The organism is Bergeyella porcorum (assembly GCF_042427575.1).
In the GTDB taxonomy this organism is placed as follows: domain Bacteria; phylum Bacteroidota; class Bacteroidia; order Flavobacteriales; family Weeksellaceae; genus Bergeyella; species Bergeyella porcorum.
The window spans coordinates 29,301-52,252 of sequence record NZ_JBHMFD010000004.1 but is presented as its reverse complement, the minus strand read 5'-3'; the positions used below and the strand labels follow the sequence as shown (position 1 = coordinate 52,252).

The 22,952-nt window shown below is 37.2% G+C and carries 26 protein-coding genes; 4 read left to right on the top strand and 22 right to left on the bottom strand.

Annotated features, from left to right (window positions below; translation table 11 throughout):
- The 14 genes from ACFFUE_RS02990 to ACFFUE_RS02925 all read right to left on the bottom strand — a co-directional run.
- The coding region (locus ACFFUE_RS02990; protein WP_376832739.1) for a phage tail-like protein at positions 1–1,135 on the bottom strand (1,135 nt) is incomplete at its 3' end.
- Between the two features lie 425 nt (positions 1,136–1,560).
- Positions 1,561–2,115 (bottom strand): IS30 family transposase, encoded by a 555-nt coding sequence (locus ACFFUE_RS02985; protein ID WP_376832738.1) that lies wholly within the window; start codon positions 2,113–2,115, stop codon positions 1,561–1,563.
- Positions 2,049–2,219: a helix-turn-helix domain-containing protein gene (locus ACFFUE_RS02980; protein ID WP_376832737.1), complete on the bottom strand. Its 171-nt coding sequence runs from the start codon at positions 2,217–2,219 to the stop codon at positions 2,049–2,051. Before ACFFUE_RS02980 ends, ACFFUE_RS02985 begins: the two co-directional genes overlap by 67 nt.
- Positions 2,220–2,350: 131 nt before the next feature.
- Complete coding sequence (locus tag ACFFUE_RS02975) at positions 2,351–2,632, bottom strand: hypothetical protein (RefSeq protein WP_376832736.1); 282 nt, start codon at positions 2,630–2,632, stop codon at positions 2,351–2,353.
- Positions 2,622–2,870, bottom strand: coding sequence for a RelB antitoxin-like protein (locus tag ACFFUE_RS02970; protein WP_327984286.1), 249 nt, complete (start codon positions 2,868–2,870; stop codon positions 2,622–2,624). Before ACFFUE_RS02970 ends, ACFFUE_RS02975 begins: the two co-directional genes overlap by 11 nt.
- Before the next feature lie 71 nt (positions 2,871–2,941).
- On the bottom strand, positions 2,942–3,580 hold the full coding sequence (locus ACFFUE_RS02965; RefSeq protein ID WP_376832735.1) for a hypothetical protein: 639 nt from the start codon (positions 3,578–3,580) through the stop codon (positions 2,942–2,944).
- A 7-nt stretch (positions 3,581–3,587) separates the two neighbouring features.
- Positions 3,588–4,514 carry a hypothetical protein gene (locus tag ACFFUE_RS02960; RefSeq protein WP_376832734.1) on the bottom strand — a complete coding sequence of 309 codons (927 nt, stop codon included), beginning with the start codon at positions 4,512–4,514 and terminating at the stop codon, positions 3,588–3,590.
- 88 nt (positions 4,515–4,602) lie between these two features.
- The gene (locus ACFFUE_RS02955; RefSeq protein WP_376832733.1) at positions 4,603–4,917 is read right to left on the bottom strand and encodes a hypothetical protein; all 315 of its coding nucleotides are present in this window, start codon (positions 4,915–4,917) and stop codon (positions 4,603–4,605) included.
- 7 nt (positions 4,918–4,924) lie between these two features.
- Positions 4,925–5,350, bottom strand: a complete 426-nt coding sequence (locus ACFFUE_RS02950; protein ID WP_376832732.1) for a hypothetical protein — start codon at positions 5,348–5,350, stop codon at positions 4,925–4,927.
- A gap of 89 nt (positions 5,351–5,439) precedes the next feature.
- Positions 5,440–5,616: a hypothetical protein gene (locus tag ACFFUE_RS02945; RefSeq protein ID WP_376832731.1), complete on the bottom strand. Its 177-nt coding sequence runs from the start codon at positions 5,614–5,616 to the stop codon at positions 5,440–5,442.
- 41 nt (positions 5,617–5,657) lie between these two features.
- Complete coding sequence (locus tag ACFFUE_RS02940; RefSeq protein ID WP_376832730.1) at positions 5,658–6,161, bottom strand: hypothetical protein; 504 nt, start codon at positions 6,159–6,161, stop codon at positions 5,658–5,660.
- Between the two features lie 363 nt (positions 6,162–6,524).
- A complete protein-coding gene (locus tag ACFFUE_RS02935) occupies positions 6,525–8,264 on the bottom strand; it encodes an OstA-like protein (protein WP_376832729.1) in 1,740 nt (579 codons plus the stop codon).
- A 12-nt stretch (positions 8,265–8,276) separates the two neighbouring features.
- Complete coding sequence (locus ACFFUE_RS02930; RefSeq protein WP_376832728.1) at positions 8,277–8,750, bottom strand: Fur family transcriptional regulator; 474 nt, start codon at positions 8,748–8,750, stop codon at positions 8,277–8,279.
- Positions 8,751–8,965: 215 nt separating this feature from the next.
- Positions 8,966–10,936: a KUP/HAK/KT family potassium transporter gene (locus ACFFUE_RS02925; protein WP_376832727.1), complete on the bottom strand. Its 1,971-nt coding sequence runs from the start codon at positions 10,934–10,936 to the stop codon at positions 8,966–8,968.
- A 271-nt stretch (positions 10,937–11,207) separates the two neighbouring features.
- Between ACFFUE_RS02925 and ACFFUE_RS02920 the strand changes: the two genes are divergently transcribed.
- On the top strand, positions 11,208–11,627 hold the full coding sequence (locus ACFFUE_RS02920; RefSeq protein ID WP_376832725.1) for a DUF2147 domain-containing protein: 420 nt from the start codon (positions 11,208–11,210) through the stop codon (positions 11,625–11,627).
- A gap of 120 nt (positions 11,628–11,747) precedes the next feature.
- Here ACFFUE_RS02920 and ACFFUE_RS02915 read toward each other — a convergent pair whose 3' ends face one another.
- Positions 11,748–12,074 carry a helix-turn-helix domain-containing protein gene (locus ACFFUE_RS02915; protein ID WP_376832723.1) on the bottom strand — a complete coding sequence of 109 codons (327 nt, stop codon included), beginning with the start codon at positions 12,072–12,074 and terminating at the stop codon, positions 11,748–11,750.
- A gap of 143 nt (positions 12,075–12,217) precedes the next feature.
- Here ACFFUE_RS02915 and ACFFUE_RS02910 point away from each other — a divergent pair, with 143 nt between their 5' ends.
- A complete protein-coding gene (locus tag ACFFUE_RS02910) occupies positions 12,218–12,967 on the top strand; it encodes a hypothetical protein (protein WP_376832721.1) in 750 nt (249 codons plus the stop codon).
- Positions 12,968–13,093: 126 nt separating this feature from the next.
- Here ACFFUE_RS02910 and ACFFUE_RS02905 read toward each other — a convergent pair whose 3' ends face one another.
- Complete coding sequence (locus ACFFUE_RS02905) at positions 13,094–14,641, bottom strand: serine hydrolase (RefSeq protein WP_376832740.1); 1,548 nt, start codon at positions 14,639–14,641, stop codon at positions 13,094–13,096.
- A gap of 109 nt (positions 14,642–14,750) precedes the next feature.
- Here ACFFUE_RS02905 and pyrF point away from each other — a divergent pair, with 109 nt between their 5' ends.
- Positions 14,751–16,112 carry an orotidine-5'-phosphate decarboxylase gene (pyrF, locus tag ACFFUE_RS02900; RefSeq protein ID WP_376832719.1) on the top strand — a complete coding sequence of 454 codons (1,362 nt, stop codon included), beginning with the start codon at positions 14,751–14,753 and terminating at the stop codon, positions 16,110–16,112.
- Between the two features lie 515 nt (positions 16,113–16,627).
- Here the strand turns inward: pyrF and ACFFUE_RS02895 are convergent.
- From ACFFUE_RS02895 to ACFFUE_RS02870, 6 genes are all read right to left on the bottom strand, one after another.
- Entirely contained in the window at positions 16,628–17,467 is an 840-nt protein-coding gene (locus ACFFUE_RS02895) for a glycosyltransferase family 2 protein (protein ID WP_376832717.1), read from the bottom strand.
- Between the two features lie 16 nt (positions 17,468–17,483).
- Positions 17,484–18,587: a hypothetical protein gene (locus tag ACFFUE_RS02890; RefSeq protein ID WP_376832715.1), complete on the bottom strand. Its 1,104-nt coding sequence runs from the start codon at positions 18,585–18,587 to the stop codon at positions 17,484–17,486.
- A 15-nt stretch (positions 18,588–18,602) separates the two neighbouring features.
- The gene (gene recR, locus ACFFUE_RS02885; RefSeq protein WP_376832713.1) at positions 18,603–19,214 is read right to left on the bottom strand and encodes a recombination mediator RecR; all 612 of its coding nucleotides are present in this window, start codon (positions 19,212–19,214) and stop codon (positions 18,603–18,605) included.
- A gap of 88 nt (positions 19,215–19,302) precedes the next feature.
- Positions 19,303–19,818 (bottom strand): 5-(carboxyamino)imidazole ribonucleotide mutase, encoded by a 516-nt coding sequence (gene purE / locus ACFFUE_RS02880; protein WP_376832711.1) that lies wholly within the window; start codon positions 19,816–19,818, stop codon positions 19,303–19,305.
- Positions 19,819–19,999: 181 nt separating this feature from the next.
- On the bottom strand, positions 20,000–20,239 hold the full coding sequence (locus tag ACFFUE_RS02875; protein ID WP_376832709.1) for a hypothetical protein: 240 nt from the start codon (positions 20,237–20,239) through the stop codon (positions 20,000–20,002).
- Positions 20,240–20,269: 30 nt separating this feature from the next.
- Positions 20,270–20,485 (bottom strand): hypothetical protein, encoded by a 216-nt coding sequence (locus ACFFUE_RS02870; RefSeq protein ID WP_376832707.1) that lies wholly within the window; start codon positions 20,483–20,485, stop codon positions 20,270–20,272.
- Between the two features lie 740 nt (positions 20,486–21,225).
- Here ACFFUE_RS02870 and ACFFUE_RS02865 point away from each other — a divergent pair.
- Entirely contained in the window at positions 21,226–22,950 is a 1,725-nt protein-coding gene (locus ACFFUE_RS02865; RefSeq protein WP_376832705.1) for an ABC transporter ATP-binding protein, read from the top strand.
- Positions 22,951–22,952: the final 2 nt, after the last annotated feature.

Here is a 22,952-nt window from a genome sequence, read left to right as displayed (position 1 = left end):
TTACAGCATTCGGGGCAATAGTAGTCGCATTGCTATTGGCTGCAGCTGTTACATCTCCTGTCAATGCAGCCCTTTGGAAGCTGTTTCCACTTAATGCAACCGAAGTTGAACCTGTGTAAGTGGTATTCGTATCAGTATCCGCTGCGGGTGCCCAAGTGTTCGTTGTTGCGTTATATTTCAACACTTGTCCATCGGTGGCTCCCATTTGGTTGAGATCGGCAGCTACTATAGACTTGTCTACAATCTTAGAAGAGTCCACTGAGTTTGCTGCTAAATCTGCCAACGCTACCTGTCCATCGGCTATCTTCGCTGAGGTTACGGCATTCGGGGCAATAGTAGTCGCATTGCTATTGGCGGCAGCTGTTACATCACCTGTTAATGCAGCTCTTTGGAAGCTGTTTCCACTTAATGCAACCGAAGTTGAACCTGTGTAAGTGGTATTCGTATCGGTATCCGCTGCGGGTGCCCAAGTGTTCGTTGTTGCGTTATATTTCAACACTTGTCCATCGGTGGCTCCCATTTGGTTGAGATCGGCAGCTACTATAGACTTGTCTACAATCTTAGAAGAGTCCACTGAGTTTGCTGCTAAATCTGCCAACGCTACCTGTCCATCGGCTATCTTCGCTGAGGTTACGGCATTTGGGGCAATGGTGGTCGCATTGCTATTGGCTGCAGCTGTTACATCACCCGTTAATGCAGCTCTTTGGAAGCTGTTTCCACTTAATGCAACAGAGGTAGAACCTGTGTATTGCGTTGCATTGGCTCCTATGGCTACCTTCACCCACTCTACACCGTTGTAGTAATAGTAACCTTTCTCTGTAATCTTCGCTACTTTAGCATTGGTGCCTGCATAGGAAGCAATGGTGCTAGAGGCATCATCGGTTACATAGACTAGAGTCCCCTCTACAAGCAAAGCGTCTTCTATATTCGCTACTCTGGTCTTGGAGAGTTTGGGGATAAGGATACCCTCATTGGTAGTCGCTGTTTCTTGTCTGTTGTCATCATTCGGACGAATGTCTATGGTCGCCTGTGGCGTCATTATGTTAATCCCTACTTTGCCCAAATAGCCTTTGTCTGTCTGGGCACTAGCAAAGCCTGCTGCTAGCAGTCCCGCTAAAACAAACTGTTTTTTCATTTGCGTTTACTATTTAATTTGTTACATGTTATTGTTATTAAGTTCCTTATCTACAACAGAAAAACTCAGAGCAAGTCCGAAGACTTCGGACTTGCTCTGAGTTTTATTTTAAAAATACCCCATACTAATACCCCAGCATTAGAAAGGTCTTTTATCCATAACTTATGTGTGTGTGTGTGTGTGTTTACACAATTATCTGAAACCACCAAATAATTGGGGTAGTTTTTTTCAGAAATTTGTAATGTGTGGATACTGTGCAACATAGAATGCGGCAAAGATAAAAAGTTTTTTGTAATAGGCAAATTAAATTTTAGTTTTTAGCCCCGGCAGATTCAACCCCCAAGTGCAATTTTTAGATTACAAATTTATAGAATAAACTTTTAGGCTCCTCAAAATCTAATGTTAATACTCACTTTTTATTGTTTTTAATTCAAGGAGTTCGTGATGTTCTTCGCAGTTCTAGGTCTACGGTTAATTTTATGTTGTATTTCTTTTATTGTTTCCTTGCTAACTTTCTCAAAATAAGTACCTTTCAGAATATATTGCCGAATAAGTCCATTGGTATTTTCATTCAAGCCTCGCTCCCAGGAGCAATAAGGATGTGCAAAATAAAAATCACACTCTAATTTTTTACTAATATACTGATGTTCATAAAACTCCAATCCATTATCGCTTGTAATGGTTTTTACAAAATCTTTATAAGCAAGCAAAGCCTCTACCATTGCTTGGGCTAAATTTTTGGCATTTTTACTACTTAACTTCCTCATTATTAAAAATTTTGTCTTTCTTTCTACGATGGTCAAAATCGCTGCTTTATGTTCTGCCCCGACGATTAAATCTACTTCAAAATGTCCAAATTCTTCATTCCTTAAAACAATCTCTGGACGCAAATCAATGCTTTTTTTATTTTTAATCACCTCGTGTTTGCCTGATACAGGGCGTTTTCTATGCTTGAGTTGATGGCGAAGATTTTGGTACAAATTTCTCTCCCCAATTGCTCGGCAATAAATTTTTGAGATTTATTGCATTTCAGATAAGCTTTTATTTCATACCTTTGCTCCAAAGTTAAATGTTTGTATTTCATTGTTTTTTGTTATTATTAAACTAAGTCTTCAAGAGAGAAAATATATCCCAAAAATTGCATTTACTAATGGAATTTAAGAGATACCTCGTTCTAATCTAAAAAAGCAACCTTTGTGGGGTTGCCTATAATGGTTATTGCTTGTTGCTACGGAATAGTTTAATGATTATCACATTTTCTTCATCAAGAATATCATAATACAAAGCAAATTTACTATTGAAGAAATGTCTTTGATACAACTTAACTTTCTTGATAAACCTTGCCAAGAAGTAAGGGTTTTCTGAGATGGATTTTTCTACTAATTCTACTTGTTCAAGAATTTTGAGGGCATAGTTGGGGCTTTTGTTACGCTCTGTCCAATAGTCCAATGTATTCTCCAAAAGCCTTGATGCTTCTTCTGTCCATCTAACCTCCATATTTGTTTCTTAGTTTTTGGAACAAATCTTTACTACTTATGGTCTTGCTTTCTTTGGCTTCTTGGTGGGAGATTTCTATACTTTCCAACTCTTCTTCGGAAAAATGAACATCCTCCTCTATATCTTGGTATTTCTCTGCAATGCTCAATAAATCTTTATACTCATTGATAGGGATAACCACAGATAGAGGCTTCCCATTATGGTCTGTGATAAACTGGTGTTGTAATTGCGTAGCCATTTTACTCATATTTTTTACAAAGGTAAATATTTTAAGAGAAAAGCAACCTTTATGGGGTTGCTTTTTATTTGTTATTTAGAATTCAATAATTCTTGAATATCTTGATATGCCGAATAGCAGAAAGTAGGTGCAGAAGGATGTGCTACTGCAATGATAGGAACTTCTCTACCATTTACTGAATAATAATAAATCCCCTTACCTCTATTTACGGAAGAAGGCTCCCCAAATCTACCTGTGGAAGGCATATTTCCCCACAGTCTCCAACTCCAAGCAATAATAACATCAGGTTGATATTTTTCTATAACTTCGTAAAATGCTTGTTCGCTCTGCTCAAATTCCTCTTGAGTAGGAGATGTTCTCACCGCTGTAATAGGAAACTGCACATAATTGTAAAACGCCACTGATTGCCAGAACTCTACCAAATCTACTTTATCCTCTTCCCAATTGTAAAATTCTTTAGCAAATTTGGTAAAAGAGTTCATCCAAGGACTATGCTCTCTCTCTCCTTTTTGATAAGAAATATAGGCGTTAATCACATCATCTGTAAAATCTAGATATTCCCCATTTTTCAAATCTTCGTAGGTGTTTTCGTAGATTTCTTCACCCCAATAGTGGCTCTCGCCCAAAATAAGAATTTTCTTACCATTGATACCCTTTTCGTAATTAGCTCCTACAAAAGGAGCAAAATTTACATTGTTAAATTGACTCATTGTTTTTTTATTGATTTTTTGTTTCGTTAATAATTTCTTGTATGGTTTTGCCCTTTATCTTAGCTTTATGATAAAACTCTATAATAGAAATAGATAGCTCTTGTAGTGTTTTTTCTGAAATATCTTTTCCATTTCTCAAATCATTATAGTCAAATTTCAAGGTTTCATATCCTACAAACCAATCTTTGGAATGCCCTCTCTGTGCGTACCTATAATCTGTATATTCTCTATGACTGAAATCAGACCAGAAAGTAATATAAGTAGTACCACTATTTCCTGTATCACCAAATCTTAGCCACATTCCTACCTCTTCTGTTCCTATCCTCCACCAAAGAATACCCTCCTCATCTACAAATTCCTTTTGAGCCAAAAAAGTCAATTTATCTGATACTTCGGAGCTAATATTATGTTTTCTTACCAAATCACTTAGCTTTTGGATATTTTTCTGTCTATTGAAAAACGGCATCACTTTGCTTTCCAATGAAGCTATCTGCTGCCTCACTTCTGCATTAAGTTCTCCTCCCAAACCAATTTCCTTTGCCAAAACATTGATAATATTAAACACATTTTCATCTATTTTCTCAGGCATATCTTCTTTATCAATACTATCTGCAATAACATTAAGGTAGCCCAATATTTCTTTGGTGGTATTAGGCTTCGTATAAGGAATAATATCCTTGCTCACTCGCCCAATAATCTCCACTATCTCATCCATAGAAATACTCTTTTTCTTCCAAATTCCCCAAAGATTGTTCATAAAATCATTGAAAATCTCTGATTTCTTCTCAAAAACTTTCATATTCTGCTCTTTCATTTCCTCCGTAGCCGTTTGCCCTTGCAGTAAAAGTACCGTAATAATCGCCGTTAAAATACCGCCAATAGTAGAATTATTGATTTCTTCCACCAATTTTGGAAGTTCATTCTGGTAAATCATTCCAAAGATGAAAATACTTAAAGATATTGCTAAAAGTGTAAGCAGAACAACAAATAACCTACTTGATAATATATTTTTTCCTTCCATTTTATCTTGCTTGTTTTGAGTTAATTTTCTTGCCGTTTTTATCGTAAGTTTCTAAATAATTACCGTTTTTCATTACAATAGTTTCCCCTGAAAAACTAATAAAATCTCCTTTCATTGCCACACAATTCACACTCTTATACTTCCTTCCCATATCATCATAAAACTCATAAGAACTCCCTCTTTTAGTCACAAAAAACACACTGCCAAATCCCATCAACTCTCCTATTGTATTAGAATGAATGGATTTAGATTTTTTACCCGAGGCATCGTATAATTCATAATACTGCCCATTTTTTACCACATTTGAAATTGCCATAATATTATTATTTTTTAATGATTTTATCTATTGCTTTTTTAGTCAATTTATATTCTTCGTTGAAATATGGAATTACAGAAATCTTTTTATGATACCTCACATTTTCAATACTTTCCTCATCGTGAACTATTTTGGTTATCCAGCCTTTTTGCTCAAGTCCTTCTATAGCTTTGTAATATCTTAATGCTTCTATTTTAGGAAATCTTAATTTTTCTACAACATCAGGGAATAGTATATTATCACTTTCTTCTACTTGTAATGCAAAAATTGCTGTAAGAAAAAACGCTTCCATTTCTGTAATTTCTAACTCTACTGAAATAACTTCTAGGTCGTTCTTAAATCTTGCTAACCTCCTTTCAATGTTCAATTTATCATCAGAATAAAATTCTTCATTCCAATAACTAATTTCTGAGAATGCTTTTAGTAAATCCATTTCTTATAAATTTTTATTTTTCTGCAAATCTAAATCTCAACTACGCCAAAATATGTCCTTTAAAGTTTTTTTTACTTTAATGATAAAGACTACACTTTTTCCTCCTCGCTACTACGCCCCAGCCATCTTTTTACCTCGCCCTGCATCCTCCGTTGGTGGCTAAAGCCACCTCCCAACCTCGAAAATCGTGCTTCGGAGGTGGGTAAAGTGTGCTCCGTTGGTGGCTTCATCGTGGTCTGGCGGTCGATTTTTGTACTTCCAACCACACTTTGCCCACCTCCGAACCTCGCTCAGCGTAGTCGCAAGGCTATTTTTCGCCCTCCGATGCCTGATTTTCACCATTCGGAGCTTGTTTCTTGTTAGATTTTACAAAAAACTGCTTCAGCTCTCGGTATTTTTCCTCAAAACCAACCGATTTAGTCCCTGCTTTATAAGTTGCAAAGGCATAATCTGCCAAAGCATCTTGGTAATTATCATAATCACCCAAAATTTTATGATTTTTGAGTTTCAGTTGCAGGTCATCAAGGCGAGACATCACCGTTTCGTAGAAATTACGGTCTTCATAATCCTTAAAAAACTCTGCCCAATCCACATCTGGTGAGCGTAACCCCTCTCTACTTTTTGCAAAATCATAAACTTTATTCACAAAAAGCTTGTTCTGCTCATTTACCCTGCCGTATTTGTTGCGGTCTTCTGGAGTTAGGTTGATGGATAGGCTCTGCATAGCCGTTTCTAATTGTGCCAAAGCATCGCTGATTGCCTTGATTTGTTCATCACTTAGATGACTGTTGTTTAGATTACTAATGCTCATTTTTTATAAAATTAAAAGTTAATTTGACATTTGAAGTTTAAGATTTCCCCTCTCTACAAAAGGAGAGCCTCGCAGAGACGAGGGGGATAAACATAAAAAATCCACTCCGAAGACTTTTCATCTCCGAAATGGATTTTTTCATTATTCTATAAAAGAAATTTAACCTAAATTTTACGCTGAACGCTGAACGCTGAACGCTGAACGCTGAACGCTGAACGCTGAACGCTTTCGCATCTCAAAGATACGGAAAATCAAAGATTTATGCAAATTTATAAAAGGCAAAAGCATTATTTTATCAAAAAAAAGTGATGCGATAAAGATAATAAAATTTTCATTACAGAGGTGTTTTTCAATCTCTCAAATTTACCTCCTCGTTCTTTTTTGTGTCTTAGGTTGTTTTTTCTTTTGCTCTTCTTCTAGTGCTTTTTGGGCTTTTTCGTAGAGTGTATCGTCTGAGGTATAGACCGTGGCTGGGTAATTAGGCGTTTCTTCAAAGATGTCTTGCCATTTTCTAGGTCTGTCTTTGGTGTTCCAATTAAAATCTGGGAAAAACCTTTGGGCTTTGGAGATTTTAGACATTGGATATGTCTGAGATTTAGCCCCAATATTACAAGAGATGATATGGGCTCTTCTGTCTACAAACTCGGCCTCTATGGTGCCACAGGTGGAAAGCACTACGCCAAACCGTTCCAATTCTTTGGTTTTAGCATCCTCCGAATCGGCATAGGTAATTGCCTGAGCGTTGCCCAATGCCTGAGCCAGACGGATTTCGTTATTCTCATAATATACCGTCATCACCCTGCCTTTCACTTGGTGAAACTCATCTTTGGTATTTAAAGAATCTACTTTGCTGATGGCAAAGGCGTTTTCTAAGACTTTCAGAGAGTCTATATTTTCCTTTTGAGTATCAAAATAGGCTTTTATCCTCTCGCCCGTTACTTGTTTTTCTCCACTCCATAGGTAGGGTTTGCCATCCAGATGCAAGATGCCATCGGTTTCATTAAAGCTGATGGAATCGGCTCTTGCCTGAGCGTTGCTTTTGAACAATCGTCCTTTTCGGAAGGCTCTTAGATAGCTTTTCTTCTGCATTGACGAATCTAATTTTTGAAACGCCAAGATGTTCTCTGCGGCAAAGTAGATGGAATCTTTTTCTAAAATTTTCACTGCATAAGGCTTTTGGGTAATCATTGCAGAGTCTTTCTTTTCAAAAATTTCACCGTAGCCACCTTTGATGTAGCGGTTTTCCTTCGGGTCGTTCAGAGTAACATTGCCTTCGGATTTTCCAAATCCTGAGAGTTGGTTATAGTACATTTTATCCCCCTTCAAGGTCTTACCATTGTAATAGATGATGGAGTTTTTATTGAGCCAAACTTCTTTGGTATTCATATTATAAGAGCCATTTTCGGTATAAACCCGATTGGCTGGGTTGGCTCTATTGGTAATGGTAGTAGCTCCCGTAAAAGTAGCGGTATTGGTGTTTTGATTTTGAATGATATTAGCCCCTTCTACAATGTAATCCGAATTGTCTATCTTCACATTTCCAGATAGGTCTATGATGCGGCTGGCAAGGTTGTAAGTGCCCGATTGGGTATAGATAACATTGCCCTCTCTTACGATGGTGCCTCCTGTATTAAAGTACGCCTTGTTAGACAATCTATCATAGTAGAGCGTTTCGGTTTTGATGGTTTGCATCGGGTCCGATAGATTCACCTTTCCTCTGGCGATACCCCGCTGGGTGTTGCCATCATATTCCATCTCTTGGGCGGTGATGACAGAGCCATCGGCATTTTGCAATTTCACATTCCCAATGGCTTTAATGAAGTTTTGCTCCCGATACAGAATCACCTCATCTGCTGTGAGCACCGAGCCTTGATGGGTAAACTGTACATTGCCCGAGAAAAAGGGATTGCCATTGTATTGATCTGCTCGAACGCCAAACTGGTCAGAATGCACCAGCTTCACTTTTTCACCTTGCGAAGCTTCGGCGGGTGTTGCTTTTTGAAAAAAAGGGTCTTTCACCAAAGGGTCTTTGGGCTGTGTAGCAATCTGAGCCAAGCAGATATTGGCAAGGAAGAGGAATAGGATTACAACAATGTTCTTCATTAAAGCGAGGGCTTATTTTTTCTTAGTGCCATAAAAATACAGGGAGTGGGTATCAATTTCCACACCAAAAGCCTCTTCTATGGATTCTTTAATGCCTTGGATTCTTGGGTCGCAAAACTCAATGATTTCCTCAATCTCTTTATCTGTTCCTTCTTTGTAAATCACGAGGTGATCGTGCTGTTTATCAAAGTACGATTTCTCATAGGAAGAGGTGCTGGCAGTTTTCTCACCAAACTGATGTTTGCGGATAAGCCCTGCATCAAGGAAAATCTCGATGGTATTGTAGATGGTAGCTTTGGAGACATGGTATTTCTTTTGCAACATCAGCAGGTAGAGGTCATCTACATTAAAGTGATGATTCATTTTATAGATTTCTTCCAAGATGGTGTATCGCTCTGGTGTATTGCGAAACCCTTTGTCTGCAAGATACTGCTTTAATACTTCCTTGATAATCTCAATGCTATTATCGGTTTGCTTTTTTCTCATTCAATCAAATTTACGGACAAATTTATTAAAAAAATAGGACAATTGAGAAAGTTGGACATTAGAGGTTAGAGGTTAGAGGTTAGAAAAAAGTCTTTGTTCTTTTTTCCTTCCTCTTTTCTCAAAAAACTCAACACTCAAAACTCAGCACTTAAAACTCTTAAGAAAGTCTTTTCTCTTTCTTCTTTCTTCAAAAAAACTCAAAACTCAACACTCCCCTAGCATCTTTCTATCTTCTCCGTAGCAATGGTTTGGTCAAAAATAGGTGCCGACTCCACGGTGGTATTATGTGGTGATACTCCCCAAGCTTTGAAATCATCACTGCCTACATATTTTACAAAATGGTAGGCATTGAGAATCATTTTCTCTTTCACCGTTAGCACTCGGTCGTTGATATAGGTATTATCAATGATGATGTATTTTAAGTCTGGTAGAATGTCAAAATGTTGCAAAGACGGATGCGGACTTTTATCGGAAATCACTCCAGATGCCATCAAATCTCTTAGTACATCATCAAAATAATCATTGATGCGTCTATCTATTTTAAAACCTAAAAGGAAATTAATACGGAAAACAGTTCCTTCTAAAACCTCTTCCACCTTGTATTTAAAGGTATAAGGATCTTCTTGATTGATGATATTCAAGATAAAATAATGCTCCGCCCGTTTCGGTTGCTTTTTTAGAATAGAATAGATGATTTTAGCTTCTACTTCGTCTTCGCGTTTGCTTCGGCTCAAGAAAGCGAGGTTGGTGGCATACATAGGAATAGTGGTATCGTGCTTCATCTCCTTGATGATGGGCAGGTAGGTTTCTAGCTTGATGAATTTGATAAATTTATTCTTAATGAGTCTTCCGTTGTACCACGCATACATACTGATGCCAATAGACCCCGCAATGATAACAGTAATCCAACCGCCATCAAAAAACTTGACCACATTTGCCGACAAAAAACCTAATTCTATCACCGCATAAATGCCAATAAACAGAAAAACCAATCCTCTATGCACGCGTTTTCTAATCAACCAAAAAGTGAGTAAAACGGTGGTCATAAACATTGTTACGGTAATGGATAGTCCGTAGGCAGCTTCCATCTTGCTCGATTCTTGAAAATACAGTACTACAATGATACAAAACAAGAGCAGTCCCCAGTTAACCCTTGGAATGTACATTTGCCCCTTTACCCCCGAAGGATAATCAATCTGTTGATTAGGCCAAAAATTGAGCGACATTGCTTCGGAAAAAATGGTAAAAGCCCCCGTAATCAATGCCTGCGACGCTATAATAGCCGCAGCTGTTGCCAGTATAATCCCAAGTAACACCAGCCACTCTGGCATTATTCCAAAAAACGGATTGAGCCCCACAAAGGAATCTTTGCCATAATGTTCTAAAAGCCACGCACCTTGACCTAGGTAATTGAGTATCAACATTGTTTTTACAAAAAACCAACTCACACGGATATTCTTCACCCCACAATGCCCCAAATCTGAATACAATGCTTCGGCTCCTGTAGTACACAGAAAAACAGCTCCCATAATCACAATAGCACTGGGTGAATGCGTGATGAGGTTATAGGCATAATAGGGATTAAACGATTTTAGAATCTCCAAATTCCCCCAAAGGTGGTAGCTCCCAAGTCCGCCTAACAATAAAAACCAAAGCAGCATCACAGGTCCGAAAAATTTTCCAATAAAATGCGTCCCAAACTGCTGGATGAAGAAAATGAAAAACAAAATCACGCAGGTAATTAGCACTATAGGAGTGTGAGGATTGTAAATCTCTAATCCCTCTATGGCAGACATCACCGTAAGGGAAGGCGTGATAACACCATCTGCAATAAGCGCTGATGCTCCTACAATAGCAATGAGATAAAGCCACGGTTTTTTGAGTTTCTTTATCAAAGAGTAAAGTGCCAAAATACCTCCTTCGCCCTTATTGTCAGCACGAAGAGCTATCCATACATACTTTACGGTGGTTTGCAAAGTAAGCGTCCAGATAACGCAAGACAAGGCTCCTTCTACAAATTCATCAAAGGGTAAACTACTGTGTGCATCAAAAGCAGAAATAATCGCTTTCATTACATAAAGTGGCGAAGTTCCTATATCCCCGAAAACTATTCCGAGCGAAACCAATATGCCTACCAAGGATAGTTTTTTCACATCAAAGTGATGTGCAACGGATTTTTTATCCATTTCAAAAAATTTTGGCAAAGGTAGCGTTAAATATTATCCAATTACGGCTTTTAAAATTGATTGTTATAATGGAGGAATGGTTTTTCAAAAGTTTCTATCTATTTTATAATTGCCTCTATTTCCCGTACTCAAAGTTAGGATTAAATTTCTGTTTAATTTTCACACTCTACTCAATTCATTGATTTCAAAAAAGATTTTCAAAAAAAGCATTGGCTGTTTAGTTTTTTTTATTTACTTTTAGCCGATAGAAATTTATTTAAATTAATTCAATATGAAAAAGTCATTATTTGCATTTTTTGCACTCACATTATCTACATTGTCTTTTGCCCAGATTGAGGGTAAATGGAAAACCATAGATGATGAAACAGGAAAGGAAAAGTCTGTGGTAGAAATTTTTAAAAAGGCTGATGGTAAATATTATGGGAAAATTGTCCAGCTTTTTTCTAAACCAGAAAATAACAACTGTGTAAAGTGTACCGATGATAGAAAAAACAAGCCTTTGATTGGCTTAGAAGTGATTAGAGGGTTGAAAAAATCTGGAGACGAGTTCACAGGAGGTACCATTACAGACCCTAAATCTGGTAAGACTTACAAATGTACCATCACAAAAGATGGTACCAAACTGAATGTAAGAGGCTATGTAGGTGTTTCACTTCTTGGAAGAACCCAAACTTGGCATCAGACGAAGTAATTGGATAAAGAGGCTGTCCGAAAAGGGCAGCTTTTTTGTTAATAGAATGAATTACCGTCAAAAATATCACCCCAATATTGAGGAATATCTCTGAAAAATATTGTTTCATCGAGGCTTCAGCTACTTTTCTCGATTCAGATTATATAATTCTTCTTGTATGATTTTTCTTACCACTCCTTCATCTATCATATTGATATTAGAATTGTAATTTCCAGAATAAGAGGAATTGATAAATACCTGTTGTCTTTCTGAAAATTCAATAGCTTCTAATGGATTAAGTTCTAATTCATCCAACAAAACTCCTAACTTCTGAATATCAAAACTTACTTCTCCATTCTCCAATTTAGAATATTGCGATTGAGAAATGCCTAATACCTGAGCCATATATTCCTGAGAGAATTCTTTCCTTTGTCTAGCTTCTCTTATTATTTTACCTTTTACTTTCATTGTGATAAATTTTTCATTGCAAAGATAGTCTTTACGAACAAATAAATTATTCTATTAGGAATAATTTATTTTAAACAGAATTGTCATTAATTTTAGAATGATTTAATTTTGAAAAAAATTAAACTAACTAAAAATTAAAAACAATGAGAAAATTATTTTTACCCCTTTTGCTTGGTTTAACTTTAATAAGTTGCTCTCGTGATGGAGATAGTAATGTATCCGAAGAAACTCCAGTATTAGTTACTAAATATGAATCCACGGATGGGTTTTATGTTAATTATAAATACAATGGTGATAAACTTGCGGAAACAGTATGGGTGGAAGGTTCAAACGATGAGCTTAAAAAAGTATTTAGTTATACGGACAACCTTATCACAGGGTATGTAGCTTATGATAACAATAAAAAAATGTTTGAAGCTAACCTGCTGTATAACAATGGAAAACTTATAGAATATACAAAACAAGGTCTTGCCTATGTATATCTCAACGGCGGATATGCTGTAAAAAGTTTTTCAGATATCTATAAGTACGAGCATAGAAATGATAATCTTATCATTCGTACAAGAATTTATACCGAAGAAGGTTTACCTCAATCTACTACCGTAGATACTCTAAAAGTTGTAAATGGAGTACTCTTAGAAGAAACTGATGGAAATTATACTACTACATATCAGTATGATAATAAAAATAATCCTTATAAAAATGTAAAAGGGTTGGAGAATATTATTGCTTTAGTAAATGATATAGACGAAGTATATTGGGGAAAAGGAAAAGTTAATAATTTGATAAACCCTTACATCACTTACACTTATAACTCTTTAGATTACCCTACAGCCGCTATTTGGAGTAATGGAGAAACCTCCATAAAATATACTTTCACTTATAACAAATAATCTGAACTCATAAAATTACAATAAAGCCACCTCTGTATTGAAGTGGCTTTTTATTTTATCCCAGATTACGCATTAGAAAAGATGTTTCTATCTTATTGGAATTAAAGCCTACTGCATCATTGGGGTTTACTTCTTCCTTTTTAATTCCAAATTTTCAAAATCAAATGAGAAATCGGTAATCCCAGAGATGGGTTTAATCTTTGCCCATTGAGCCTTGCCTGTTTCATCATAAGTGAAGGTGATGAAAGCATCGGCATCATAGCTTCTGTCATCCCATTTAATGATGAAAATGTTAGAGGAATATGGAAGCAATTCCCCTTTAAGCCGTGGAGAGGTTTTGCAGAATATTCTGTACTGCCCTTTCTGATGAGAAATTTCTACATCGCCAAACCAAGCATCATTATAAGTTCCAGCTATTTGCTCTGGTAAAACCTGATTTTGTTTAGATTTTCTAAACGCTTCAGCTTTTGCAAAAGCTTCTTTTTTCTCCTTCTCGTACCCTTCATTGAGTTTTGTCATTCTTTCGCTGTAAGTTTTCAGCCAATTTCTATCAGCAATACCCAAATACGAGTCTTTCACCGTGTTGGTGATGGTATTAAACGCTGCACCGCTCTGCTGATTGGTAAGCACCACAATTCCCAATTTCAAATCTGGAATCAGAGTAAACTGTGTTACGGTGCCTATTAATCCGCCCGTGTGTTGTACTTGTTTATAGCCTTTTACATCGCTGATGAACCAGCCTAATCCATACCCATAATTCTGTGTATCATACGGATTTTTCAATGCTATAGGTGTTGGCTGCTGTATTTGCCAAAGCTGCTGTATCTGCTTATCCGAAACCAATTTCTTGCCCTCTTTGGTGGTAAAACCATTCATTAGACATTCTGCCCAAATGAGCATATCGGTAATATTACTCATAATGCCTCCTGCAGCATTGGCGGTTTCATTCCAATCGTGAGGGACTTGCACCGCTTTACCGTTGATAGGAGCGTGGGCGTCTATCTTATTGGCTACGGCGTGGGCTCTGTTATAACTTCCGAAGCTATGCGTCATTCCCACAGGTTTCATAATGCGTTGCTCTACAAACTCTGCCCAACTTAAACCACTCACTCTGCTAATCACCTCACCCGCTACGATGAACATAATATTATTGTAATCCAATTGATTTCTAAAAGAATGATGAGGTTTTAAATACCTTACATTGTAGATAATATCTTGTATGGTCTGCGTACCACCCTCGGGGAAGAACATCAAATCACCTTGCCCCAATCCTAAGCCAGAGCGGTGGGTAATCAAATCTTTGATGGTGATTTCCCGCGTTACAAAAGGGTCGTACATCTGAAACTCAGGGATAAACTTCGTTACCTTATCATTCCAATTGAGCTTGCCCTCATCTGCTAAAATAGCCAAAGCCGTTGCTGTAAATCCTTTGGAGTTAGAGGCTATTCCCACCAAAGTATTGGCATCCATTGCACGCTGGGAAGTAAGAGAAGCCACACCATATCCTTTGGAATGGAGGATTTTTCCATCTTTAACAATCCCTACCGACATCCCAGGGACATCAAAGGTTTTCATTGTATTTTGTACCAACTCGTCCAACTGCTGTTCTGGAATCTGAGCCGATACCACAGCATAAAGCAATGCCCAAACAAAAGCTAATCTTATTTTGATCATCTTATTAAATTTAATTGGCTTCAAAGATAAGCAAAGATGGGATAATCTTGCTCCTAATATTGTTTTCATTTCATAAATAATACTAACTTTGTGGAAATCTAAAAAAGGAATGGAAACAAAAAAAGATTTTTTTCTAGAGTGTTATCAGTTAGGCATTATCAAATTTGGTAGGTTTACCTTAAAATCAGGGATTGAAAGTCCGTTTTATGTGGATTTAAGACCCCTTGCCTCAGACCCTAAAATTCTAAAACATCTCGCCAATTACTTGCTGGATATGCTACCACTGGACAATTTTGACCTGATTTGTGGTGTGCCATACGCCGCCTTGCCTATGGCTACAGCAATGTCTTTGGAAAGTTATCTCCCGCTTATCATCAAAAGAAAGGAAGCTAAAGCCTACGGAACCAAAAAACTCATCGAAGGGCTTTATCAAAAGGGACAAAACTGCCTTTTGGTGGAGGATGTTATCACTTCTGGGAAATCCCTCTTGGAGACCATTCCTGAAATTGAAAATGAAGGCATTACAGTGTCTGATATTGTAGTGGTGCTCGATAGAGAACAAGGAGGCAGACAGCTTCTGGAGAGCAAAGGCTACCGCGTGCATACCCTATTCACCATTAGCGAGGTATGCCAGATGCTACAAGAAGATGGTAAACTGACGGATGATGAAGTGGAAAGAATACAAGATTTTCTTGCAGGAAATGTGGTGAAATTTGAAGAGAAAAAACGCCCATCTTATGAGAAAAAACTGGAAAACGAAACCTTGCATTCTAATGCTAAAAAACTTTTAGAAATTGCCATTGAGAAAAAATCCAACCTCATTGCTTCCGCAGATGTGATTACTACCAAAGAGCTTCACGAGTTGGCAGAAAAAGTAGGGCCGAACATCGTAGCTCTTAAAACCCATATTGACATCATTACAGATTTTGACTACGATACCACCATCATTCCCCTGATTGATATTGCTAAAAAACATAATTTCCTTCTAATGGAAGATAGAAAGTTTGCCGATATTGGCAGCACTCAAGAGTTGCAATATTCCTATGGGGTTTATAAGATTTCTAATTGGGCAGACCTTATCACTTCACAAGTGATTGGAGGGTATCCATCGTTGGATTTCTTTCACAATTCTGGGGTAATTGCCATTTTAGGAATGTCTTCCGAAGGCACCCTTACCGATAATCACTACCGCGAGGAAGCTATCAAAGTGGCTTTGGCTCATCCTAATGTGATAGGTGGTGTGGCTCAAAATGAAATCCCTGAAGAGTTGTTGCTCTTCACTCCGGGGGTTAATTTGGAAACCAAAGGTGATGGAAAAGGACAGCAATACAATACGCCAGAGTATGTATTTAAAAACCTTCATACCGATTTTATCATCGTGGGCAGAGGAATTTATAAAGCCGAAAATCCTGAGCAGGCTTCCTTAAACTATAAAATAGCAGGCTGGAATGCCTATGAAGCTTCGCTATAATTGAACATCAAAATAATTATTTAGCTGTGGGATAGATTATTCCACAGCTTTTTTTATAAAGTTAGGCTAAACGCACGAAATTATATTTTGAAGACATTTGCCCAGTACGCATATTGAATATCAGTATATTATAGTTTAACTTTGATTGACTCTATAGAGAATGACTAAAATATAAAATGCTAGTTATTAATGTTTTATAAATTTCGTGCGTTTGACCTATTATAAAGTGATTTAATTTGCGAGATACTTTCCCACAATGGGAAAATGCCAAGCAGATTTGCAGGAGACTTTCTAAGGTTTAGAAAATGTCAAGATGATTTGCAGGAAACTTTCTAAGGGTTAGAAAACGCCAAGATGATTTGCAGGAGACTTTCTAAGGCTTAGAAAATGCCAAGATGATTTGCAGGAGACTTTCCCACGATGGGAAAACGCCAAGATGATTCGCAGGAAACTTTCCCTCGATGGGAAGAAATATTACAAGACAGAAAAAAAAACAAAGTTAATATAGCCTTGATTCATCGCAGTTTCAGCCGTTCAAGGAAGTGTTTAAACTTTAATCCAAAGGATAGTAATAAATGTTGTAAAGGCTTTTGCTTTCGGTAATACTTATCTATAAAAGTTTGCATTGCCCCATAGAACCGCTGAAGGTAAACCGCATCCTTTGTGGTGCTTTCTCCCTTGTGATGAAGAATAGTCATTGCCCCATAATACCAATTTTGAAGCCCTTTTTGTTGCAATGTATAGCAAATATCAATATCTTCTCCATACATAAAATAAGCTTCGTCTAATCCTCCTATCTCTTCATAAACCTTTCTTTTACAAAGAAAAAAAGCTCCCGTAATGATCTCCACAGGCTGAATGGCTTTTTCATCGATATCATTGCGATAATACGATTTAGAAGAATTGGTTTTGAAATTGGTAAATAGTTTTTCAAAGGAGTTGAACATATCAGGTACCGCCCTTTTGCTTTCGGGAAGGAAATTTCCTGCAGCATCTACCATTCTTACCCCAAGACAGCCGAAACGCTCTTGTTCATCAGCAAAGCGAATGATATTTTGCATTTGATTGTCCAACAACTCCGTATCAGGATTGAGCAATAGAATATATTCCCCTTGGGCTTGTTTCACCGCTTTATTATTAGCAAAGGCAAATCCTTTGTTTTCTGCTTCTTCTATGAAGATTACATCGGGAAACTCGGTTTTTAAAACCTTCCAAGAGGTGTCTGGGGAATGATTGTCAATGACAATAATTTCGTAAGATACGCCTATAATATACCGTTGCACAGAAGCGATACACGCCCTAAGGAGTGCCGTTACATTATAATTGAGTATGATGATGGAGAGTTTTATAGGCATTGTATTTTCAGGGGAATTAGATGTTGGATAATATGTATTCTACTTGTTGTCTTTCCAAAGATAACTGAAGGTGCCTTTGCTGTACTTTATCGCTGTTCCCTTCTGGTAGGGATAAGTTGTTCTTGATTTTCGCTATAAAATCGGAGGGAAGGGTAGCGATATGGCAATAGCGTCCCCACTTGGTGCCAGCTACCATTTTAGGATTAACGATAATTTCTCCATTGTATGGTAATACATTCATCAGTCTTAGCTTTAGCCCTGTATCTTGCTCCGTGTATAGGAGGTGTATTTTAGCATTAGCAATCAAAGATGTCATCACTGTTTCATCAGGATTTTCTATAAGTTCAATTTGAAATTGACAGCATAATGCTCTGAGCCACTGGGGAGGATTCTTTCCTGCAATTTTACTCTTTTGAGGCAAATGTTTCAATACATTATGGATAAGCCAAACCACTGCTTTTTGATTTTCTTCTACATCTAAACTGCCTTGATACAAAACATAAGGCATTAAAGCCTGAGGTGGAGCCATCACATCATTAAGAGGTAATGAAGGTAGCAGCGTGGTATTAGGATTGATTTTTTTGAAATATTCTACATCACACTCTTGTATGGCATAGAGATGAGAAGCTTGGGATAAAATAGGTTCATAGCGTTTTAGCTTTTGAGATTCCCAAAGAAAATACCAGCGTTTAGGGGCAGGAGTTCCTTGTGCCAATCCATCATAGTAATAATGCTCTATATTGTGTACCCTTACCAGCAGTTGGCGTTCTGATGAGGAGAAATAGTTGAGGAGCCAAGCACAGTGCAAACCTTCCATCCATATAGGATATAGGTCTTCTTTTAGCCTTTTGATAAGCAGATGATTAATTCTTGTTTTTACAATAAAAGGAGTAGAGGAAAATAAATCCCAAACTCTTTTAGGACGGGGGTAATAATAAACTTTGGTGCAATAATCTTCCAACTCTCGGTGCCGTCCTCTACCATATTCATAGCAATGTAAAGTAATGGCATACCCTAACTGATGCAGGCATTTTATCCTACTAAACACATCAATAACGCCGCCATAGTTCGCAGGAAAAGGAACATCAAATGCAACAATATGTAGAGGCTTGAGATTCATAGAATAGAGAAACAATTATTGTCCTTCATTATACTCCACACGATTCTGAATGGAGCGTCCAAGGGAAATTTCATCAGCATATTCCAGCTCATCACCCACGGAAATACCACGAGCAATGGAAGTAAATTTTACATTAAAATGTTTAAATTTCTTGTAGATATAATACGCTGTAGTATCGCCTTCCATTGTAGCACTAAGGGCAAAAATCAATTCTTTCACTTCATTGGCTTCCAATTTTTGTTGTATCGAGGAAATATTCAGTTGCCCAGGGCCTATGCCTTCCATTGGGGAAATTTTACCTCCCAAAACCAAATACTTCCCCGTATATTTCCCTGTATTTTCTATTGCCATTACATCTCTCACATCTTCTACAATGCAGAGCAATTCCGAATTCCTTTTGGGATTAGAACAAATATCACACACTTCAAAATCGGAGAAGTTATGACATTCCTTACAATATTTGATGTCCGACACCAATTTCTGAATGGCATCCCCTAAAGCCATTGCTTGGCTTTCTGGCTGTTTCAGCAGATGTAATGCCAGCCTTAATGCTGATTTCTTGCCAATCCCCGGCAATCCCGAAATTTCCTCCACGGCTTTTGCCAATACTTTACTCGGATAATCCATAGAGCAAAGATAATTTTTTTGTCCTAGCTTTCAAAAATAAAAACAGTATCAACTCAAAGTGTTCATACTGTTTTTACTTCATTTTACATTAAGAGTGTGTATTCTCATCGTAGTGGTTGGGATGTTCTGCTTTAATGCTTTCCATCGTTCCTAAAACTTTATCTTTCAGAGAATCTTGATATTTTTGAAGATTTTCAGCTACTTGTTCATCGTAAGTTCCAACGATTTTAGCCGCCAAAATCCCCGCATTGGTAGCACCATTCAAAGCTACCGTTGCCACAGGAATCCCCGAAGGCATCTGAAGAATAGACAAGATAGAATCCCAACCATCTATAGAATTGGAGGAAAGAATAGGAACACCTATCACAGGCAATGTGGTACAACTCGCCACCATACCTGGGAGATGAGCCGCTCCACCCGCTCCTGCAATAATAACTTTAACCCCACGGGCGTGAGCCGTTTTGGCATAATCAAACATTCGCTCTGGTGTACGATGGGCAGAAACCACCGTAAGCTCGTATGGAATATTTAAAGTTTTTAAAAAATCTGCAGCTTGTTGCATAATCGGCAAATCACTCTGGCTGCCCATAATAATCCCTACCATAGTTTTACTTTTTAGATTTGAAATGCTACAAATATAATCATCGCCTTGCACTTTAACAAGTTTTAAGTGATGAGTTTTTACTTTACATATTCAACTCACAAAGGTAACTTTCTTGAGAGGATAAATAAAACAAGGAGATACTTAATCCCTCCCTCTTACTTTTTAAAAATTTGATAGCGTATTATTTTTTGAAAAACCTTACGATAAAGGTTATCAAATCAACCCGTCCTAATCCTGCTTCTCTAAGCCTAGGAAAAAACAACCCTAAAATTGATGGTAATGCAATAATAAAAATAAACCAAAAAGGTCTAATCGTACGCTCCGAGTCTGCTTCCATTGTTGTAGTTGTTGCTGTTAATATGAAATAGACAACAATATATGAAACTATAAAAATTGAAACAAAAGCTACTATTTTCTTCATAATTCTAAATATGCCAACAACAAAAAATTATTATTTTGTTTGGTCTTTTTTAAAGTATTCTAAAAACATTGCAATGGATGTTAATAAACACGCTATAATTGTTGCAACAGAACCTCTAATTTCTCTCGTTTCTAATTTCTCTTCTCCAAAACCAAATATTGTAGGTGAAATGTACGCCAATGTTGCACCAGCAAGAAATAGGGCTACTATCTCAATATATTTACTTCTATTTTTTCTATTTTTCATAAATTAATGAAAGGGAAATTACTTTCCCTTTGGCTTTAAAAATAATAATATCGTTATTATTAAATAACAAATAGCTACAATATACTTATTCTCATACAATTGAAATAAATCCATAAAAATGAGAACTAAAGATATTAAAGCTAATAGCTTTCTAATATTATCATTCATATGGTTTATTACTTAAAAACATCATATAAAATCTAGTACACATTTCAAAAACGACTCCCAAAGCAGTTATTATGGCTGTGGCATTAGGTGTAAACATTGAAACAACACTTCAATGAATCCAAAACCTTTAACATTCTGCATTTGCACCAGCTCTAATTTTTTTTCATAAAATTAAAGTTCCCAAAATTAATCAAATTCCTGTTAGTGAACAATATTTTTTCTTCTTTGATTAAAAACAACCTTGTTTGCCCTTTCGTACTGCTGTATTTGATTACAAGCAACCTTATTTCTCTTTTCATACTGCTGTATTTTATTTCAAACAACCTTGTTTTTCATTTCATACTGTTGTATTTGATTACAAACAACCTTGTTTGTCCTTTCATACTACTGTATTTTATTTCAAACACAATGCGGGAAATTAAAGTATAATTTTTTAATATGATTTCAGCTTTATTTTAAATAGATTAATCAAGTTATTTATTTAATCAATGTGAATCATCAAAAATTGAATTAAATTCAAATTCAAAAAAATAGGAGGTGATTTATTTTCCCTATTTTTGTACCATTATTTTATGGAAAAGAAAACAACTTGGCATACCATCAGCAGACTCTTCTCTATCGGGATGAAATTTCGCTCGTGGTTTATATTGGCACTTATTATTTCGGTTTTACTGTCTTTGGTCTCTACTTATCGCCCGTATCTTACGATGCAGATAGTGGACAACGATATTATTGCCCAAAGAGATAAAGCCCAGATGATGACGCATATCTATTGGCTGGTAGGGCTGGTGCTGTTGGAAACGGTACTCAATTTCCTATTGGTTTGGTTTTCCAATTATATCTCTCAAAATGTGATTCGGGATATTAGGGAGAGGCTTTACAATCGGCTTATTTATTTTAAAACTTCGTTTTTTGATAAAACGCCCATTGGGCAATTGGTAACCAGAGCGGTGGGCGATGTAGAAACCATTGCCACCGTCTATACCGATGGGTTTCTAATGGTATTCGGGGATATTCTAAGGATTGTTTTTGTACTGGTGATGATGTACCGCACGGATACCAATCTCACGCTGATTTCCATTGTGATACTTCCGCTAATGCTGGTGATTACCCGTTTTTTTCAAAAGCGGCTGAAGAAAGCCTTTGGCGATGAAAGAACTTGGACTTCCAACCAAAACGCCTTTGTTCAAGAACGATTGGCAGGGATGTCCCTCATCCAAATCTTCAACCGTGAGGAGCAAGAAATGAAGAAATTTGAAAGCATCAATACCACTTTAAAGGCGGCACTACTCCGCACGGTATTTATCTTTTCACTTTTCTTCCCAGTTGTGGAGCTTATCTCCTCTATTTTCATTGGTTTTGTCTTGTTTTATGGCGGCTATATCACCATTACAGCAGGGGTGGTAATTGCTTTTATCCAATACATCTCTATGCTCATACGCCCACTGAGACAGATTGCAGACCGTTTTAATAACATCCAAAGGGGAATTGTAGGGGCAGAACGCGTCTTGGGCTTGATGGATGAAGACCTTACAATGCCTAATGAGGGTAGCGTGGTAAAACATCATTTTGAGGGTAAAATAGAATTTCAGAATGTGCATTTTGCCTATGATGAAAAACAAGAGGTTCTGAAAGGCATTAGCTTCACGGTAAACCCTGGCGAAACTGTTGCCATCGTAGGAGCAACAGGGGCAGGAAAATCTACCATCATCAGCCTGATTACCCGTTTCTATGATATTAATTCAGGGAAAATCCTCATAGACGGCACCAATCTAAAAGACTATGAACTCTATAATCTCCGCCATCATATTGGCGTGGTATTACAAGATGTATTTTTGTTTCACGGTAGTATCTATGACAACCTCGCGTTTGGCGACCAATCTATTACCATAGACCGCATACGCCAAGCGGCAAAAGAAATAGGCGTGGACGATTTTATACAGCAATTGCCAGACAACTATCACTATACCGTGAGCGAAAGGGGCTCTTCCATTTCATTAGGACAAAGACAGCTGCTATCTTTCCTTAGGGCTTATCTTTCTAATCCTGAAATATTGATTTTAGATGAAGCGACCTCCTCCATAGACCACGATAGCGAGAAGCTCATTCAAAAAGCAACTGAAAAAATCACCCAAAACCGAACTTCCATCATCATTGCCCATCGCCTTTCTACAATAGAACAAGCGGATAAAATCATTGTGATGGATAATGGTTTCATAGTGGAAGAAGGCACTCATACCGATTTACTACAACAAGATGGCTACTACGCCAACCTCTATAGAGCTCAATTAAAATAGCC